Origin of the sequence: Rhizobium sp. FKL33 (assembly GCF_005222915.1) — a bacterium.
Lineage (GTDB): Bacteria > Pseudomonadota > Alphaproteobacteria > Rhizobiales > Rhizobiaceae > Rhizobium_E.
On record NZ_STFX01000001.1, the window covers coordinates 218,831 to 234,801 of the forward strand.

Genomic DNA, 15,971 nt, shown 5'->3' on the forward strand with positions numbered 1-15,971 from the left:
CAGCCAAACCCTCATGGCGACCCGGCAGCGTCCTTTCCACGAGGATTTGTGGGAAGGGCGCCGCCGGCCTCCAGACGGCGTTGCGCCGGCTTATTGCGGTTTTCACACAAAATCCCCTTGCTTTTGACTGGTCGCCGTTGAGATTTCGGTCCGAACGCCTACATCGGAGGGTGAGCTGGCGCAGTCGCGCCGCTCCCGCAACGCCTGCGCCTCCGGCGCGCCAACCCGTCAGGACCTTTGCATGGCCTCCTTGTCTTCTTTTCCGATCACCGCGAAGTGGCCGCCGGCCGATCCTTCCGTCATCCAGCTCTACTCCCTGCCAACCCCGAACGGCGTGAAGGTGTCGATAGCGCTCGAAGAGCTGGGCCTCGCCTATGAGGCGCACAAGGTCGAGTTTTCCTCCAACGCTCAGAAGAGCGCGGAATTCGTGTCGCTCAATCCGAATGGCCGCATTCCCGCGCTGATCGATCCTGACGGTCCGGACGGCAAGCCGATCGGCCTGTTCGAATCCGGCGCGATCCTGATCTATCTGGCGGAGAAGACCGGCAAGCTGCTGCCGAAAGACGCCGCGGCGCGATATGAGACGATCTGCTGGGTGATGTTCCAGATGGGCGGCGTCGGACCGATGTTCGGCCAGTTTGGGCATTTCTACAAATTCGCCGCCGACAAGGTCGCCAACAATTCCTATCCCATGGAGCGCTATCGTGACGAAGCCAAGCGGCTGATGAGCGTGCTCGACGCGCGGCTCCAGGACCGCCAGTTCATCATGGGCGACGACTATACGATCGCCGACATCACCACCTTCCCCTGGATCTGGTGCGCCGACTTCTATTACGGCGGCAAGGATGTGCTAGAAATGGACACGTTCCCGGCGATGATGGCCTGGTACGAACGCTGCATGGCGCGGCCCGCGAGCCAGAAGGGGCTCAAGAATCCGGCGTGATGCAAGATATTCTCGGCGGTCCGCTTTGGGCCGCCGAATATCGAATAAAGCAGAAACGAAAAAACCCGGGCTGCGCGCCGCGCATCCCGGGTTTTTCTTATTCAGAGAGACGGAAGGCTTACTGCTGGGTGGCGGCCTTCTGGGCGTCTTCCAGCTTCTTGCGGGCCTCTTCAGCCTTCTTCTGCATTTCTTCCTGCAGCTTGCGCTGGGTTTCCTGCAGCTTGGACTGTTCCATGGCCGGGCCGTCGAACACGCCGGTGAAGCCGGACAGCGTCATCTTGATCGGGTTCGGAGCGCGCTGGAAGTTCACCGAGGTGAAGACCACTTCATTGCCCTTCTTGAGGCTGGCGATCACGGCGTCGGTCAGCGGCATTTCGGCGATGCAGAGATCGGGCATGCAAATGCCGTAATCGAGCTTCTGGCCCTTGCCGCCGTCGATCTGCATCAGAACGCCCGGGGGAATGAGGCGCGCCGGCGGAACCGAGACCTGCATGAATTTGCGGTTCACCTTGCCCGACACGGTCACCAGCGCCACGGCGGTGATCAGCTGTCCAGTGTTGGCGGCGATGATGTTGCGCACCGAGCAGATATCCGAGTCGCCCTGCTTGTCGCACACCTTGAACCAGCCCTGCGGCGTCGCCTGCTGCGCGGACGCCGTCACCGGAGCGGCGACCAGCGTCGTAGCGAAAGTAGCGCCTGCGACCAGCGCGCCGACAACGGATTTGAACTTGGATGTCATTTTGTTTTCCCGTCTCTTGGAAGATCTCCTCGGCGGCAACGCGGGCCGCTTGAGCCGCGCCCCTCCTGCCGACCAAATGAGGCGAATGCATGACCCGCCCCGCATGGCCTCCTGTTACATCGGGCTGTCGGAGATATCCAGTATTTCTTGCTATGCGGCGGGCGATTATTTTCGCAAAGCGGCTCATTCGTTGAAGTCGCGCGCCACAATTTGTACTGTCCGGCATGATTCATCCGGCGCCGACCGACGATGCAAAGGGACAATTCGTGTTCAAGACGCTTCTCATCGCCCTCCTGTCGATCCTGCCCCTCACCGTCGCGGCCCAGCCGCTGCACGGCATCGCCATGCATGGCGCGCCGGCGCTGCCGGCGAACTACACGCATTTTCCCTATGCCAACCCGGATGCGCCGAAGGGCGGGAAACTGTCGTTCGGCGTGGTCGGAACGTTCAACAATCTCAATTCCTTCATTGTCAAGGGCAAGCGCACCACCGCCCGCGGCATGTGGGATCCGGAACTCGGCAATCTCGTGGTCGAATCGTTGATGGCGCGGTCGCGCGACGAGCCTTTCACCATGTATGGCCTGCTGGCCGAGACGGTGGAGATGGACGAGAACAGGACCTTCATCCAGTTCAATCTCAATCCGAAGGCGCATTGGTCGGACGGCAAGCCGGTGACGCCAGAAGACGTGATGTTCACTTTCGAGCTGATGCGCGACAAGGGCCGCCCGCCTTTCTCCAACCGCCTGAAACTCGTCCAGAAGATGGAAAAGATCGGCGACCGCTCGGTGCGCTTCACCTTCAAGCCGGAGGCGGATCGGGAGTTTCCGCTGCTGCTCGCGCTGTCGCCCGTGCTGCCCAAGCACGCCACCAAGGTGGAAAGCTTCGACCAGACGACGCTGACGCCGCCCCTGGGCTCCGGGCCCTATCTCGTCAAGACCATCAGGCCCGGCGAGAAGATCGTCTATCAGCGAGATCCGAATTACTGGGGCAAGGACATTCCGTCCAAGATCGGCTTCGACAATTTCGACGAGATCTCCATCGAATATTATCTGCAGGAAAACACGCTGTTCGAGGCCTTCAAGAAAGGCCTGATCGACGTCCTGAGCGAGGGGTCGCCGAAGAACTGGGATCTGGCCTATGATTTTCCCGCCGTTCAGCGCGGCGACGTGATCAAGGAGGTCTTTCAGCCCCGCCTGCCCGCCAATACGCTGGCGATGACCTTCAACACCCGTCGACCCGTTTTCGCCGATCTCAGGGTTCGCAAGGCGCTCACCCTCGCCTTCGATTTCGAATGGCTCAATCGCAGCCTGTTCGAGAAAGCCTATCGCCGCACCGAGAGCTTTTGGCAGAATTCGGACCTGTCGAGCCTCGGCGTTCCCGCAAGCCCGCGCGAACTCGAATTGCTCGGCGACGCACGCGGCAAAGTCGAGCCGTCGCTTCTCGATGGCTCCTTCAAGCTTCCCGTTTCGGACGGCTCCGGGCGCGATCGCAAGATCCTGAAGGAGGCCTTCGCGCTGTTGAAGGAAGCCGGCTACCATATCGAGGCCGGGCGAATGCTGGGTCCCGACGGTAAGCCGCTGCGTTTCGAGATCCTGTCGCAGAGCCTGGACCAGGAGCGCATCGCCATCGCCTATCAGCGCACGCTCAGTGCGCTCGGCATCGCGGTCTCCATCCGCACCGTCGAGGACGCGCAGTATCAGGAGCGCACGCAGAAATTCGATTTCGACATGATTTTCCGCACCTATGCGGCCACGCTGTCGCCGGGCCTCGAGCAGGAAACGCGCTGGGCGTCGGCCTCACGCGACGTCGAAGGCTCCGACAATGCGGCGGGGGCCGCAGATCCCGACATCGACCGCATGATCGGCGTCATCCTCGCTGCACGCACCGATGAGGATTTCAAGGCCGCCGTCCGCGCTTTCGACCGGCTTTTGCTGTCGCAATATTACGCGATCCCACTGTTTCATTCACCCGAACAGCGCGTGGCGCGCTGGAAACATATCAACCATCCCGCGACGCTATCCCTTTACGGCGTCCAGTTTCCCACCTGGTGGGACGAAAGAGCAAAGAAATGAACACAGCGACTGTTAAGATCGACATCATCTCGGATGTGGTCTGCCCCTGGTGTTATCTCGGACAGGCGCGGCTGGGGCTGGCGCTGGACCGGGTCAAGGATGCGCTCACCGCATCAATCACCTGGAAGCCCTATCAGCTCGAACCGAATGCGCCTGCCGAGGGCCTCGACACGTTCGACTATCTCGCCCGCAAGATCGGCGGCGCCGACGCCGTCAAGCGCAGCCATCAGATGCTGACGCAGCTCGGCGACGAGATCGGTCTGCCTTTCGCGCTCGACAAGGCGAAGATCTTCCCGAACACGCTCGATGCGCACCGGCTCATCCACTGGGCGGCGGAGTCGGGCGCCGAGACGCAGAATGCGGTGTCGAAGGCGCTGTTCTCGGCGAATTTCGTCGAAGGTCTCAATGTCGGCGATCACGCCGTGCTGCTGGGCATCGCCGAACAGAATGGGATGAACCGCGCCGTCCTTGCAGAAAAGCTCGCCTCGGACGTCGACGTGGATACGGTGAAGAATGAAATCGCCGCGGCCCAGCGCATGGGCGTTTCGGGCGTGCCCTGCTTCGTCATCGACGACCAATATGTGGTGACCGGCGCGCAAAGCATGGATGTGTTCGAAAACGCTTTCCGTCAATTGGCGGCCATGAAGGCCTAAGGGCGGCGAGGGCGTGGTCCTGTGACTGCGCCCTCTCCTATCTCAGGCTCAGGCAGGGCGATCCTTGGCGCCATCCGACCACAGCGACGGGCCATTCTGCTCGATGATCTGCGTCGCCTTGCGGAAGGTGATCTCGACCACGTCGCTCTCGCTGCTGAACAGGTCGGCGCGCACGAAGGTGCGGGTCAGCGTTTCCCCATTCACCACCTTTTCGATCCGGCCGGCCAGGCGATATTGCGCGCCTTCCTTGCGGGGCGTGGCGACGACGCGGCAGTCGTGAATGGTCTGCGTGGTCTCTTTCTGGCCGGCGGGTTCGCCGGTCGAGGACGAGGTGAACAGGCTTTTGATTTTATCGAGAAATCCAGTCATGATGGCGATGTAGCACAGCGTCCGGCGAGGGGGAAGCCGAAATGCGGAGACGAATGGGAGGGGGCGGAGGGCGTGTCATGTTCCTGATATGGGCGCTGGCCGCCATCGTCATTCTGGCTGGCCTTGTCTATGCGACGGGCCCGCGCGAACCGGTCGATCTCACCGTTACCTTCAATGCGGACGAAATCGGCCCGGATCTCGACGCCTGGGTGTCTGACCGAGAAGCGCGATACACCGATATCCGCGCGGGCCTCGACAAACGCATCGTCTGGCTCGATGGCGTGAAGGGCTCGGAGACGCCGCTATCGCTCGTGTATATTCATGGCTTCTCCGCGTCTCCCGGCGAGATGCGGCCCGTGCCGGATCAGGTTGCGGGACGGCTCGGCGCGAACCTGTTTCTGACGCGACTGACCGGCCATGGGCGCGCCGATCCGGACGCCATGGCCGAAGCGAGCCTCCAGGATTGGCTGAACGACACTGCGGAAGCTCTTGCGATCGGCGAGCGCCTCGGGCGGAACGTGGTGATCATGGCGACGTCCACCGGCGCGTCGCTGGTGACCATCCTGCTCGCCCGACCGGAATTTCGCGAGAGAATCGCCGCCGTCGTGTTCGTCTCGCCCAATTACGGCGTGCAGGCGGCGGGCGCGTTCCTGCTCGAAGGGCCGTGGGCGCGACGGCTTGCTCATCTCGTTCTCGGTCCCCGGCGGGGTTTCGAACCCGCCACGCCCGGACACGCCGCCAACTGGACCTATGATTATCCGACGGGGGCGCTTCTGCCGATGGCGCAGAGCGTGCAGCAGGCGCGAATGGTCGAACCGGCAGGGATCGCCACCCCCGCGCTCTTTCTGATCTCGCCGCAGGACCGCGTCATTCGCCCTGAACTCGTCCGCGACATGCAGGCGCACTGGGGCGGGCCGAGCGCGCTGGTCACCGTCGAGGAGGTCCAGGACCCCTATTTTCATGTACTTGCCGGAGACGCTTTGTCGCCCGCCACCAACGCAACCGTGACGGACAGGATTGCGGGCTGGATCGAAAAGACCCTGGCTCCGTCTTCCCCGCAGACGAAACAGGCGAATCACTTATAATTGAACGCTAAAGCCCTTCAGCCGAAAGGACGCCGCATGCGGATACCCCTTCTCCTGGCATCGCTCCTTGCGATGGCCATCCCCTCGATCGCAGCGGCGGGGCAGATGGCCGATCTCGCCAAGCAGGCGGAGGACGAACTCGCCAAGCCGGAGGGCGGCCCGGCCGCTTTCGAGAAGATGCGGGCGGCGATGGCTGCGGCTCAGGCCGAGATCCCCTTCGACATCCGCAAGGCGTTTTTCGTCACCGAGAAGCCGCTGATGTTCGGGGCTTACAAGCGCGTCAAGGCCAACGAGTTTCCCGTTGGCGCCGCCCTGATCTCCTATGTCGAGCCGATCGGGCTCGCCTGGAAGAACACCGATGACGGCAGGGTGCAGGCGCGCTTCACGGTGGATTTCGAGCTGCGCAGCCCGGAAGGCGAGTTGCTCGCCGAGCAGAAGGCGTTCGGCAATTTCTCGATCATCGCGGTCGAGCCGCTGTTCGAGATCTTCACGCCGCTCACCTTGGATGTCTCGCAAGCGCCGGCGGGCGCCTATGCGCTCAAATACACCTTCACCGACCTCGCATCCGGCAACAAGACCGACGTCGAGCAGCGCTTCACCCTGAAGTGATCATAGTTCGACGATCCTGCCGCCTTCGATGGTGACGCGGCGATCCATGCGCGACGCCAGTTCGTGATTGTGCGTGGCGATCAGCGCCGACAGGCCGGATTGCCGCACCAGCGCCTCCAGCGCGTCGAAGACATAGGACGCCGTGTGCGGGTCGAGATTGCCGGTTGGTTCGTCGGCGAGCAGCACCAGCGGCGCATTGGCGACCGCGCGGGCGATCGCCACGCGCTGTTGTTCGCCGCCGGACAGTTCCGCCGGACGATGCGTCGCGCGATGGCCGATGCGCATATAGTCGAGCAATTGCCCTGCCCGTTCGGCCGCTTCCTTGGGCGCGAGCCCGCCGATCATCTGCGGCATCATCACATTCTCGAGCGCGGAGAATTCCGGCAGGAGATGGTGAAACTGATAGACGAAGCCGATGTCGGAGCGCCGGATATCCGTCCGTTCGCCATCCGAGAGATTGCCGCAGGAACGGCCATTGACGATGACCTCGCCGCCATCGGGCCGCTCCAACAGGCCTGCAAGATGCAGAAGCGTGGATTTGCCGGTGCCGGACGGAGCGACAAGCCCGATCATCTCGCCCGGACGCATGACGAAATCGGCGCCCTTGAGAATGTCGAGCCGCGTTTCACCTTCCCCGTAATGGCGCGAAACGGCGGCGAGTTTGAGAATTTCGGTCATGTCTGGCCTTATTCGTAACGCAGCGCCTGAACGGGATCGATCTTCGACGCCCTCCAGGCCGGGAAGATGGTGGCGAGGAACGACAGCGTCAGCGCCATGAGCATGACCGAAATCGTTTCGCTGGCGTTCATTTCCGCCGGCAGCTGGCTCAGGAAATAGAGTTCCGGATTGAAGACATCGGTTCCGGCGATCCAGGAGAAAAATTCCTTGATCCGCTGGATGTTGAGACAGAAGAGGCTGCCCAGAACGAAGCCCGCAACCGTACCCGCCACGCCGATCGCGGCCCCGGTCATGAAGAAGATCCGCATGACAGCGCCAGACGTCGCGCCCATGGTGCGGAGGATGGCGATGTCGCTGCCCTTGTCCTTCACCAGCATGATCAGGCCGGAAATGATGTTGAGCGCAGCGACCAGCAAGATCAGCGTCAGGATCATGAACATCACGTTCCGCTCGACATTCAGCGCCGAGAAGAAGGTGCGGTTGCGGTCGCGCCAGTCGGTGAGGAAAATCTGTCGACCGGCGGCGTCCTCGACCTTGGGAATGAGGTCGTCGATCTGGTCGGGATGGTCGACGAAGACTTCGATCGATTTCGCGATGCCGTCGGCGTTGAAATAGAGCTGCGCCTCGTCGAACGGCATGAAGACGATCGATCCGTCATATTCCGACATGCCGATCTCGAAGACCGCATCGACCCGATAGCTTTTGACGCGTGGGCTGACGCCGAGCGGCGTCACGTCGCCTTCGGGCGAAATCAGCGTGATCTGGTCGCCCACCTGCAGGCCGAGCTGCGTCGCCAGCCGTGTGCCGATCACGACGCCTTGGCCTGCGGCGAAGCCGACGAGATCGCCGCCCTTGATATTGTCGGCCACCATTTTCAGTTTGGTCAGGTCGTCAGCGCGGATGCCGCGCACGATCGTGCCCGTACCAGCCCCGCCCTTGCCCGAAGCCAATGTCTGGCCGTCGATGAAGGGGATGGCGAATTTGACGCCGGGGATCTTGGATACTTTGCTGGTGATCTCGGCGTAGTTGTCGAGCGGCCCGTCGGCCGCTTCGATCACCATATGGCCGTTGATGCCGAGAATGCGGGTGATCAGCTCGGTGCGGAAACCGTTCATCACCGCCATGACGATGATGAGCGCGGCGACGCCGAGCATGATTCCGACAAAGGAAAAGCCGGCGATCACCGAGATGAACGCCTCCTTGCGACGCGGGCGCAGATAGCGCCACGCCACCAGGCGCTCATAGGCTGAGAAAGGCCGCGAAGACGCTCGCGAGCTCGCGCCATCCTGAGCGCCCGTCCTGTCGGTCATGTCGTCCCCGTTCAGTTGCCCGAAGTCAGCTTGTTGATCGCTGCTTCGATGGTCATGGTTTCGCGCGCGCCGGTCTTGCGATCCTTGATCTCGACTTCGCCGGCGGCAACGCCGCGCGGTCCGGCGATGATCTGGGTCGGCACGCCGATCAGGTCGGCGGTCGCAAATTTCGCGCCGGCGCGATCGTCGGTGTCGTCATAGAGCATGTCGAAGCCGGCCTTGGTCAGAGCAGCGTAGATGCCTTCGGACGCGGCGTCGCAGGCGGCGTCGCCCGCTTTCATATTGATCACCGCCACGTCGAAGGGCGCCACCGACTTCGGCCAGATGATTCCCGCCTCGTCATGGGAGGCTTCGATGATGGCCGGAACAAGGCGCGTCGGGCCGATGCCGTAGGAGCCCATATGGACATTGTGCTGCTTGCCGTCGGGGCCCTGCACCGTCGCATTCATGCTGTCGGAATATTTGGTGCCGAAATAGAAGATGTGACCCACTTCGATGCCGCGGGCGGACAGGCGTTCGCCTTCCGGAATGGCGTCGAAGGCTCCTTCGTCATGCATTTCGGACGTCGCTGCATAGCGCGAGGTCCACTTGTCGAAGATGGCCTTGAGACCGTCGACACTGTCGAAATCCGTGTCCTCGGCGGGGATGTCGAAATTCACGAAATCCTTGTGGCAGTAGACTTCGGACTCGCCGGTATCGGCGAGAATGATGAATTCGTGGCTGTGATTGCCGCCGATCGGGCCGGTGTCGGCGCGCATCGGAATGGCGCGAAGCCCCAGGCGATCGAAGGTGCGCAGATAGGCCGCGAACATCTTGTTGTAGGAATGAATGGCCCCGTCGCGATCGAGATCGAAGGAATAGGCGTCCTTCATCAGGAATTCGCGCGAGCGCATGGTGCCGAAGCGCGGACGCACCTCGTCACGGAACTTCAGCTGGATGTGATAGAGATTGAGCGGCAGATCCTTGTAGGACTTCACATAGGAGCGGAAGATCTCGGTGATCATTTCCTCATTGGTCGGACCATAGAGCATCTGGCGGTCCTGGCGGTCCTTGATGCGCAGCATCTCCTTGCCATAGGCGTCGTAGCGGCCGCTTTCCTGCCAGAGTTCGGCGCTCTGCAGCGTCGGCATCAGCAGCTCGATCGCGCCGGCCCGGTTCTGTTCCTCGCGAATGATGTTGTTGACCTTGTCCAGCACGCGCTTGCCGAGCGGCAGCCAGCTATAAATGCCCTGGCTCTGCTGGCGGATCATCCCCGCCCGCAGCATCAGGCGGTGGGAAACGATTTCCGCTTCCTTGGGATTTTCCTTGAGGATGGGCAGGAAGTAACGGCTAAGACGCATGTGATGATCCGGAAGTTCGGCGACCCTGGTCGGAATCGCGGCAAAGACAGCAATTTTCCGCTGTTTCTTTAGCCACTTCACAGCAAGAAGGAAACCCGGAGCCGGAGAATTCCACCCCGAAAGCCGCATTCATGAAAATCGGCAACCAGGCAACCCGGAGCCAGGAATGAAGAAGACCGTCTTCCGAGCAGCGAATACAGGTCTGAAATTGGAGCAGAAAAAATTCGACTCATTGCGACAAGATTATGACCCTCACGCTACGGAAGTCGTTATTTTCCTGTCAACGTATTTTTTTTCTACGCTTGTCGCATTTTTGCAAAAAAGGTGATGACAACGATTAATCTTTGGGCTAGTTTCCGGTCATAAAAGAGGCAAGGGGATCAAATCCTTGCCAAAATTCGCGGTTAAGTCTTGGGAGGATGGGATCTGAGGCGCGTTAACCCGCTGCCCCCTTAATTGGGTTGAAGATCACGCGAAACTAGCTAAAAACAAGGCGTTAAGCCTTGTTTTTTTTTGCCTTCGCTACGGCATATTCTCATTAATGCACATGGTTCCGGCGATTGCGGCTGCGGGCGCAAGTCTGGAAAAATAAATATGATTAATTTTGCGGCGAAACCGCCATTTCGACGCCGCTTGCCCGCAACTTGCGCCATGGCGACGGCGCGCGTTGCAAAAGTCCCAGATATGAAAGCCAGCGCTGAATTTTGCCCTGCGCCAGATCGGCACAGGAACCGGAAAATCAACGGTTCATCGGAACCGATGTTCTACCCCTACGTTATCCGCCGTCGCCTTATCTGTGATCGACTTCCAAGGACGAGCGACAAGAAGTTTCTTCATGGACACTACATTGAAGGAATGGCCTGAGGCTCTTCCTGACCGACCACCGCCTCGCTGATCGAGACCTGCAAACTCAACGCTGTCGATCCGCAGTCCTATCTGACAGCCACGCTCACCGCAATTGTCGCCGGGCACAAACAGAGCCAGATTGATGGTCTTCTGCCGTAGACCTACCCCACAGCGCGATATTTTTATTCGCCCGATGCGGGCAACAATGGCCGTCATTCGTCGCAAGCAAGCTAACTTGCCATCTGCCACCTGATCGCAATCTCGCGAAAAAGAGCGTTAACTTCAGATAGCTCATGAGTGCGCGATATAGTTGCGCAGGGCGGCAGAGCCCGTATATTCAAACCATGTCCAAAGCCAATATTCGAAACGCTCCAGTCGCTGCCCTGATCTACGAGTTCCTTCACGACGTCTATGTAATGATAGAGGAGGATCGATCGTATTTAAGCTGGATTGCGAACGAGGACACGACACCACTCGGAGTGTTTGATCACAGATTCACGAGTAAATGGGAATGGAGCGCCAACATTCTGAAGAAGGTCGGCGCGATAATTCCTGTTGAGCCTCCTCACTTGGCGGCACAAGGGATTGATACCCAACGAGGGATCGTTCAGACCCCGTTTTACACGCCCGTCATGACGTTGGAAGCGTGTCAATCGAGCGATTTTTCGGCCTTTGAGACCTTCGATAATTATTGCTGCGCGATGTTCACTCTCGACCAGCATGTGGATTATGATGCTCAGCTCAGATTCACATCTCCTCGATTTCCCAATGCAGTCGCCGCCAAGGACGATATTTTTGAAATCGACGCATTTTCTCGCGTGACATACAACAGGGATCGTTTCAACGAGAAGGTAATGTCCCGTTGGGAGGAAATGCAAATTCGCGAATTTAAGGGCGCTCAAATGCACTAGGCGGCCCAGGCTATTTCGGAAGGTGGTTTCAAAACACTACTTATGGTTCATCCCGCAAAGCAGATGGGGGCGAGCGGGCGGCCAGCTCATATGCGAGCGCCACCGGCTCCATCGTCTTACTCTGGGTAAACCGACGCCTCGTAATGCAGTCTTCAATGGAAGTCAGGGACGATGCGCGGAATCGACAGCGCGTTCAATCCATAGACGCGGGTGGCGATGTACCAGCAGGCATAGAGCACGGCAGCCAGCGCCGTGGTGCCGACGAACACCCGCATCGGCCGGAATTTTGCAGGCGCGCTGGAGATCGTGCCGTTGATCACCGTCTTCTCATCGGCCTGCGTCCTGAGCCCGATCGGCAGCACGATGAACAGGGTGATCCACCAGCAGATGAAATATTCAGCGATTACCGAAACGATGCCCATGGCCGCCTCCCAGCGTTCGACCGCCGCCCCACGGGGCGACGAGCGAGGTCACAGATCTGATGAATGGGGCGGCGAACGCCTGCCCCTGCAACACTATTGTATCCGCGTCACGAACACGGTCACAACAGGTTTCTTGCCCCAGACCTGATTTGCCGCAGCCCTGACGGAACGGCGGATCGCTTCCTTGACCATGTCGAGATCCTTGCGCTTGACGCGCGGAATGCTCTCCACCGCGCCGAGCACGGCGTCATAGAGGATATCCTCCATCTCGTCGCCAGCCTCGTCGAAGGCCGGGAGGCCGAAAGCGGACACGTCGGGATCGTCGATGAAGTCATAGCGCGCGTCGAGCAGCACATTCACGGCGACATGGCCGACATAGGAGAGCTTGCGGCGGTCGCCGATGCCCATCTCGTCGAAATCGCCGATCAGATTGCCATCCTTGAAGATGCGGCCGAACGGCGCTTCGTCGATGATCTCGGCGGGACCCGGCGCCAGCCTGAGAATGCCGCCATTGCGGACCTCGGCTACTTCCGGGATGCCGGACTGGCGCCCCAGATCGGCATGCGCATGCAGATGCGCCGCTTCGCCATGCACCGGAACCAGGATCTGCGGCTTCACCCAATCATACATCTGCTTGAGTTCGCTCCGACGCGGATGGCCGGAGACATGCACCAGACCGTCGGCGTCGGTGAGCACGATCATGCCCTGGTCGATGAGCGCATTCTTGATGTCGAGGATGGCTTTCTCGTTGCCGGGGATGGCGCGCGAGGAGAAGACGAAGGTGTCGCCCTTGGTGAAGCCGATATTGCGCATCTCGTCGCGGGCGATCTTGGCCAGCGCCGCCCTCGCCTCGCCCTGGCTGCCGGTGAGAATCACGACGGCGTTCTGGCGCGGCAGATAGCCGAATTCGTCCTCGGCCACGAAGGGCTTGATGTCGTCGAGCATGTGCAACTGCTTGGCGACATCGGTGACGCGGCGCATGGAAGAGCCGAGCAGCAGCACCTCGCGGCCCGCCTTTTCAGCCGCCATGGCGATCGACTTGATGCGGCCGACATTCGAAGAGAAGGTGGTGATCGCCACCCTGCCCTCGGCCTTGGTGATAATTTCTTCAAGGCCGCGCGACACGTCGAGTTCGGAGGGTGATACGCCTTCGCGCTGCGCATTGGTCGAATCGCAGATCAGCGCGAGCACGCCCTCCTCGCCGATTTCCCGGAAACGCGCCTCATCGGTCGGTTTGCCCAGCGAGGGTTCGGGATCGATCTTCCAGTCGCCGGTATGCACGACATTGCCGAGCGGCGTGCGGATGATCAGCGACATGGCTTCAGGGATGGAGTGGGCGACGTTGACCGGTTCGATGGTGAACGGCCCCACCGTGATCTGCCGGCCCGGCAGCAGCGTCTGCACGGGAATCGGATCAGCCCTGTCGTAATCGCCCTTGGCTTCCAGCAGCCCCTCGGTGAAGGGCGAGGCGTAGAGCGGAACTTTCAGCCGCGGCCAGAGATCGCGCACGGCGCCGTAATGGTCTTCATGGGCGTGTGTTATGAAAATCGCCTTGAGATTTTGCTTCTCTTCCTCGATGAAGCGGATATCGGGCAGGATCAGCTCCGCGCCCGGCAGGTCGAGACCGGCGAAAGACACGCCGCAATCAACCATGATCCATTGGCGTTTGTGTCGCGGACCATAACCGTAAAGCGCCAGGTTCATCCCGATTTCGCCCACGCCGCCCAGCGGCAGGAACACCAGTTCATCCTTATCGGCCATCGTCACTCACAGTCTTTCATCATGAAAAGAAAACATCGCCCGAGGCGATACGAAGAACGGCGCCATCCGCCGTCTTGAGATGCAGGTATCCGTCGAGATCTATAGCGGAAAAAACGCCTGAAAGCGACCTGTCGGGCAGGTTCACCGTGATCGGCGCCCCCAGACCCGCCAGCCGCTCCTTCCAGGCTTCCACCACGCGCCCCACGCCGCGTCCGGCGTCCCAATTGGCCAGCACCACAGCCATTTCCTGGAAGAGGTGGGCGAAGAGATCGTCGGCGGATGTCGAGACGCCGGCTTCAGCCAATGTCAGGGCGGGATAGAGCGGATTGTCCGGCTTGTGCGCCACATTGACGCCGCAACCAATCACCACGGCGCGGCGACCGTCGGCGAGTTGCTCGGCTTCGATGAGGATGCCGGAAATTTTGGCCCCGTCGATCAGGAGGTCGTTCGGCCATTTGATCCGCAGCCGGTCACCCAGCCAGGGGCCGACCGAGGCCACAGCGCGATGCAGGGCCAGGGCGACGGCGATCGGCAGAGACCCGAGCGCCTCCACGGGCGCGGGATCGGTCAGCAACAGCGAGGCGTAGAGATTTCCCGGCTCGGAAATCCACGCGCGGCCCCGACGGCCGCGACCGCTGAGCTGGCGGCGCGCCGTAAGCCAAAGCGGGCCCGGATCTCCTGCCCGCGCCCGCTCCAGACATAGTGTATTCGTCGATCCGACATCGCCCAGGGCTTCATGACGAAACTGGGCGATGGCGAATGTGCTGCTGGCCGCCATCAAAACAGTGCGGCCGCCGCCGCTTCCGCGGCCGCTCCGATCGGGCCACCCACGAGGAGATAGCCGATCACGATCAGGCCGGAAAGGCCGTAGACGAGCTTAAGAGCGCCCGGAGCGCGCGCCATTTCGGCGGCCGGCGCATCGAACCACATCACCTTGACGATGCGGAGATAGTAATAGGCGCCAACAACCGAAGCCAGAACGCCGATGACCGACAGCCAGTAGAGGCCCGCCTTGATCGCAGCCAGGAAGACGAAATACTTGGCGAAGAACCCGGCGAGCGGCGGAATGCCGGCGAGCGAGAACATCAGCGCCGTCAGCACGAAGGCCATGAAGGGGCTGGTGCTGGACAGGCCCGAGAGATCGGTGATGTTTTCGAGCGCCTTGCCGTCCTTGGAGCGCATGGCGAGGATGATCGCAAAGGCGCCGAGCGTCATGACGACATAGATCGCCATATAGAGCACGATGCCGGTGACGCCTTCCTGGGAGCCGGCCGCGAGGCCGACGAGCGCATAACCCATGTGACCGATCGAGGAATAGGCCATCAGGCGCTTGATGTTGCTCTGGCCGATCGCGGCGAAGGAGCCGAGCAGCATCGAGGCGATCGAGATGAAGACGATGATCTGCTGCCAGTCGGCGATCAGCGGCTGGAAGGCGTCCATGACCACGCGGATGAACACGGCCATGGCGGCGACCTTCGGGGCGCCGGCAAAGAAGGCGGTGACCGGGGTCGGAGCGCCTTCATAGACGTCAGGCGTCCACATGTGGAACGGCACGGCCGAGATCTTGAAGGCGACGCCGGCCAGCACGAAGACCAGACCGAAGACGAGGCCGGTAGACCGGGTCTCGGCGGTCAGCGCCTGGGTGATCTCGACGAAACCGGTATGGCCGGTGAAACCGTAGACCAGCGACATGCCGTAGAGCATCATGCCCGACGACAGAGCGCCGAGGACGAAATATTTCAGGCCGGCTTCCGTCGAACGGGCGGAATCGCGGTTGAGGGCAGCGACCACGTAAAGCGCCAGCGACTGCAGTTCGAGCGCCATATAGACCGTGATCAGGTCGTTGGCCGAGATCATGATGCTCATGCCGAGCGTCGCCAGCACAACCAGGATCGGGAATTCGAACTTGTCGATATTCTCGAGCTTCGCCTGACCGGTCGACATGAACAGGGCAACGGCAGACGCCACGAGCGCCAGCGTCTTCATGAAGCGGGTGAAGCCGTCGGCGACGAACACGCCTCCGAAGGCAGCGCCCTCGACCGGATGCAGCACAACGGTCGCGGCTGCGCCGAGCAGCAGCAGCACGCTCAGATAGGTTACGGTCTTCGCGGACTTTTCGCCCGCGAAAACGCCGACCATCAGGAGAACCAGCGCGCCGATCGCCAGGATCAACTCCGGCGTCGTGATGGTCAGACTTGCGAGAAGGGTTTCAGCCGTCATTGTGGCAAGGTCC

At 61.0% G+C, this 15,971-nt stretch carries 15 protein-coding genes and 1 pseudogene; 7 read left to right on the plus strand and 9 right to left on the minus strand.

What is annotated here, in order from left to right; all coding sequences use genetic code 11:
• Positions 1-241: 241 nt before the first annotated feature.
• Positions 242-943: a glutathione binding-like protein gene (locus tag E8Q41_RS01070; protein WP_137153640.1), complete on the plus strand. Its 702-nt coding sequence runs from the start codon at positions 242-244 to the stop codon at positions 941-943.
• Between the two features lie 118 nt (positions 944-1,061).
• Here E8Q41_RS01070 and E8Q41_RS01075 read toward each other — a convergent pair whose 3' ends face one another.
• The gene (locus E8Q41_RS01075; RefSeq protein WP_137153641.1) at positions 1,062-1,682 is read right to left on the minus strand and encodes an invasion associated locus B family protein; all 621 of its coding nucleotides are present in this window, start codon (positions 1,680-1,682) and stop codon (positions 1,062-1,064) included.
• 266 nt (positions 1,683-1,948) lie between these two features.
• Between E8Q41_RS01075 and E8Q41_RS01080 the strand changes: the two genes are divergently transcribed.
• Positions 1,949-3,754: an extracellular solute-binding protein gene (locus E8Q41_RS01080; protein ID WP_246660035.1), complete on the plus strand. Its 1,806-nt coding sequence runs from the start codon at positions 1,949-1,951 to the stop codon at positions 3,752-3,754.
• Positions 3,751-4,407: a DsbA family oxidoreductase gene (locus E8Q41_RS01085; protein ID WP_137153643.1), complete on the plus strand. Its 657-nt coding sequence runs from the start codon at positions 3,751-3,753 to the stop codon at positions 4,405-4,407. Before E8Q41_RS01080 ends, E8Q41_RS01085 begins: the two co-directional genes overlap by 4 nt.
• Positions 4,408-4,455: 48 nt before the next feature.
• Here E8Q41_RS01085 and E8Q41_RS01090 read toward each other — a convergent pair whose 3' ends face one another.
• Positions 4,456-4,776, minus strand: coding sequence for an HlyU family transcriptional regulator (locus E8Q41_RS01090; protein WP_137153644.1), 321 nt, complete (start codon positions 4,774-4,776; stop codon positions 4,456-4,458).
• 77 nt (positions 4,777-4,853) lie between these two features.
• Between E8Q41_RS01090 and E8Q41_RS01095 the strand changes: the two genes are divergently transcribed.
• Positions 4,854-5,861 carry an alpha/beta hydrolase gene (locus E8Q41_RS01095; protein WP_246660036.1) on the plus strand — a complete coding sequence of 336 codons (1,008 nt, stop codon included), beginning with the start codon at positions 4,854-4,856 and terminating at the stop codon, positions 5,859-5,861.
• 36 nt (positions 5,862-5,897) lie between these two features.
• Positions 5,898-6,470: a hypothetical protein gene (locus tag E8Q41_RS01100; protein ID WP_137153645.1), complete on the plus strand. Its 573-nt coding sequence runs from the start codon at positions 5,898-5,900 to the stop codon at positions 6,468-6,470.
• Here E8Q41_RS01100 and E8Q41_RS01105 read toward each other — a convergent pair whose 3' ends face one another.
• Genes E8Q41_RS01105 through proS form a run of 3 tightly spaced genes read right to left on the minus strand, consistent with a single transcriptional unit; the run spans position 6,471 to position 9,798 of the window.
• Positions 6,471-7,148, minus strand: a complete 678-nt coding sequence (locus E8Q41_RS01105; protein WP_137153646.1) for an ABC transporter ATP-binding protein — start codon at positions 7,146-7,148, stop codon at positions 6,471-6,473. It abuts the gene before it with no gap.
• Positions 7,149-7,156: 8 nt separating this feature from the next.
• Positions 7,157-8,458 carry a lipoprotein-releasing ABC transporter permease subunit gene (locus tag E8Q41_RS01110; protein WP_137153647.1) on the minus strand — a complete coding sequence of 434 codons (1,302 nt, stop codon included), beginning with the start codon at positions 8,456-8,458 and terminating at the stop codon, positions 7,157-7,159.
• Positions 8,459-8,469: 11 nt separating this feature from the next.
• Positions 8,470-9,798: a proline--tRNA ligase gene (gene proS, locus E8Q41_RS01115; RefSeq protein WP_137153648.1), complete on the minus strand. Its 1,329-nt coding sequence runs from the start codon at positions 9,796-9,798 to the stop codon at positions 8,470-8,472.
• 885 nt (positions 9,799-10,683) lie between these two features.
• Between proS and E8Q41_RS01120 the strand changes: the two are divergent.
• A pseudogene (locus tag E8Q41_RS01120) lies at positions 10,684-10,803 on the plus strand (transposase domain-containing protein); the annotation flags it as partial.
• 185 nt (positions 10,804-10,988) lie between these two features.
• Positions 10,989-11,555, plus strand: coding sequence for a hypothetical protein (locus E8Q41_RS01125; RefSeq protein ID WP_137153649.1), 567 nt, complete (start codon positions 10,989-10,991; stop codon positions 11,553-11,555).
• Positions 11,556-11,707: 152 nt separating this feature from the next.
• Here the strand turns inward: E8Q41_RS01125 and E8Q41_RS01130 are convergent, their stop codons facing one another.
• From E8Q41_RS01130 to nuoN, 4 genes are all read right to left on the minus strand, one after another.
• Positions 11,708-11,977 (minus strand): DUF1467 family protein, encoded by a 270-nt coding sequence (locus tag E8Q41_RS01130; RefSeq protein ID WP_137153650.1) that lies wholly within the window; start codon positions 11,975-11,977, stop codon positions 11,708-11,710.
• 93 nt (positions 11,978-12,070) lie between these two features.
• Complete coding sequence (locus E8Q41_RS01135; RefSeq protein WP_137153651.1) at positions 12,071-13,738, minus strand: ribonuclease J; 1,668 nt, start codon at positions 13,736-13,738, stop codon at positions 12,071-12,073.
• Positions 13,739-13,757: 19 nt separating this feature from the next.
• Positions 13,758-14,516 (minus strand): biotin--[acetyl-CoA-carboxylase] ligase, encoded by a 759-nt coding sequence (locus tag E8Q41_RS01140; RefSeq protein ID WP_137153652.1) that lies wholly within the window; start codon positions 14,514-14,516, stop codon positions 13,758-13,760.
• Entirely contained in the window at positions 14,516-15,958 is a 1,443-nt protein-coding gene (gene nuoN / locus E8Q41_RS01145; protein WP_137153653.1) for an NADH-quinone oxidoreductase subunit NuoN, read from the minus strand. The genes E8Q41_RS01140 and nuoN overlap by 1 nt, the downstream gene beginning before the upstream one ends.
• Positions 15,959-15,971 lie beyond the last annotated feature (13 nt).

Coding starts and splice junctions, on each gene's coding strand:
- E8Q41_RS01070 (WP_137153640.1), top strand. CDS start 242: ATGGCCTCCTTGTCTTCTTTTCCGATCACCGCGAAGTGGCCGCCGGCC.
- E8Q41_RS01075 (WP_137153641.1), bottom strand. CDS start 1,682: ATGACATCCAAGTTCAAATCCGTTGTCGGCGCGCTGGTCGCAGGCGCT.
- E8Q41_RS01085 (WP_137153643.1), top strand. CDS start 3,751: ATGAACACAGCGACTGTTAAGATCGACATCATCTCGGATGTGGTCTGC.
- E8Q41_RS01090 (WP_137153644.1), bottom strand. CDS start 4,776: ATGACTGGATTTCTCGATAAAATCAAAAGCCTGTTCACCTCGTCCTCG.
- E8Q41_RS01095 (WP_246660036.1), top strand. CDS start 4,854: ATGTTCCTGATATGGGCGCTGGCCGCCATCGTCATTCTGGCTGGCCTT.
- E8Q41_RS01100 (WP_137153645.1), top strand. CDS start 5,898: ATGCGGATACCCCTTCTCCTGGCATCGCTCCTTGCGATGGCCATCCCC.
- E8Q41_RS01105 (WP_137153646.1), bottom strand. CDS start 7,148: ATGACCGAAATTCTCAAACTCGCCGCCGTTTCGCGCCATTACGGGGAA.
- E8Q41_RS01110 (WP_137153647.1), bottom strand. CDS start 8,458: ATGACCGACAGGACGGGCGCTCAGGATGGCGCGAGCTCGCGAGCGTCT.
- proS (WP_137153648.1), bottom strand. CDS start 9,798: ATGCGTCTTAGCCGTTACTTCCTGCCCATCCTCAAGGAAAATCCCAAG.
- E8Q41_RS01125 (WP_137153649.1), top strand. CDS start 10,989: ATGTCCAAAGCCAATATTCGAAACGCTCCAGTCGCTGCCCTGATCTAC.
- E8Q41_RS01130 (WP_137153650.1), bottom strand. CDS start 11,977: ATGGGCATCGTTTCGGTAATCGCTGAATATTTCATCTGCTGGTGGATC.
- E8Q41_RS01135 (WP_137153651.1), bottom strand. CDS start 13,738: ATGGCCGATAAGGATGAACTGGTGTTCCTGCCGCTGGGCGGCGTGGGC.
- E8Q41_RS01140 (WP_137153652.1), bottom strand. CDS start 14,516: ATGGCGGCCAGCAGCACATTCGCCATCGCCCAGTTTCGTCATGAAGCC.
- nuoN (WP_137153653.1), bottom strand. CDS start 15,958: ATGACGGCTGAAACCCTTCTCGCAAGTCTGACCATCACGACGCCGGAG.